The sequence below is a fragment of the Cupriavidus sp. UYPR2.512 genome (assembly GCF_000379565.1).
Lineage (GTDB): Bacteria > Pseudomonadota > Gammaproteobacteria > Burkholderiales > Burkholderiaceae > Cupriavidus.
The window spans coordinates 1-1626 of the sequence record NZ_KB903069.1; the positions used below are offsets into that span (position 1 = coordinate 1).

General features: G+C 59.0%; 1 pseudogene. It reads right to left on the minus strand.

Annotated features, from left to right (window positions below):
• Nucleotides 1-336: 336 nt before the first annotated feature.
• Nucleotides 337-1433, minus strand: a pseudogene (locus A3A5_RS39030) (IS5 family transposase).
• Nucleotides 1434-1626 lie beyond the last annotated feature (193 nt).

Genomic DNA, 1626 nt, shown 5'->3' on the forward strand with positions numbered 1-1626 from the left:
ATCGGCGTAGCTCGCTGGTCGTCCTTAGTCTATCAACGCTTCACAGCTGCTCAACGTCGACACTCTCGTCGATTAAATCAGCCTTTCCTTAACTTTCGCGGCGCCGCTAACACCAAGCGAGGTTGCCCGCTGATGAGCATTTCCAAGACATTGACACTGCCAGACATCCCGCGAGAAGGATTGACGCCTAACAGGCTGCGGAAGTACTCCCCGCACAAACGGAGAGCCTTTCGCTGGGGCGGGCAGGCGTGCCCGGATTTCATAATCCGGAAGCCGCAGGCCCTCGTATTGAGTTTTTCGGCGGCGGGAGGCCTGTTTCCGCTTCCATTTCCTCGATTACCGCAACTGTGGACGGATCTGTGCCAGTGAGCGCATGCGCACGAGGTTGTACGCGGCGATGCTCAGCACGAACATCTGGTCCACTCGCTTCAGTCCGCGCACCATGACTTGACGCATGCGCCCGACTGTTTTGACCCAGCCAAAGCCTTGCTCAATGAGCTTGCGCTTTTGCTGCGAGATCGCAATCCCTCGCTGCTCGCAATAGCCTCAGGAACAGCCGAGCGCCGGCCCGATTTGTTTTGCGCGACGTGCGGCGTCACCTTCATCGCCAGACATGTCTCAATGAACTCCTGCGCGTCGTAGCCCTTGTCTGCGCCCACGGTGACTTCGGTGTCCGGGTCGATCGTTGCCTGCCGGGCATCGTTGAGCATGACCTTCGCAGCCTCGCGTTCGGCGTAGCCATCTGCCTGGCTCACTCGGGCGTTGACCACCAGACCATGCCGGTTATCGCTCAAGGTGTGTCCCATGTAATGCAGTTCACTGCCGGTCTTGCCCTTGCGATATAGCTTTGCATCGGGATCGCTCGTCGACTGATGCGTGTCGTTGCAGCGCTTCTGCCCCTTGAAGTCACCGCGATCATCGTCGCCGTCGCTTCCATCCTTACGCGCCAAGCTCTTGTGGCCCGCCTACGCCTGAATCAGCGTGCCGTCCACGCTGAAGTGCTCGCCTGATAGCCAGCCCTTCTTCTGGGCAATCGCCAGTACCTCGTTGAAGAACTCGATCACCGCATCGTGCTGGATCAGACGCGCACGATTCTTCGTGAAGACCGTCGGCACCCAGACCGTATCGTCCATCGACAAGCCGATGAACCAGCGAAACAAAAGGTTGTATTGCGTTTGCTCCATCAGCTGGCGCTCGGACCGGATGCTGTACAGCACCTGCACCAGCATTGCCCGCAACAGCTTCTCCGGCGCGATGCTCGGTCGACCGCCCTTGATGTCTGCCTCATACATCCCTGCAAACCGCCGATCCATCTTCGCCAGGGCCTGATTGGCCATGGTACGGATCGCGCGCAGCGGATGCGACTTGGGGACGAAATCCTCGAGTCGCTGCATCGTGAACAGGCTTTCGGTGAAGGTGTCGGCGCCGCGCATGGGAGGTGAGGAGGGGAATCGTGTCGAGGTCTCAGATTAACGTTTCAGCCCGTACAGGCGCTGACACCGAGCCGAGGTACTTCAGCAGCCTGTTAGGGGCACCCCTTTCAAGGTGATCAAACGACACGTCCGGCCTTTATGACACGTGCGGTAGAGACATGCCGTCTTGCCACGCAGCCTGCAACATAGCTTT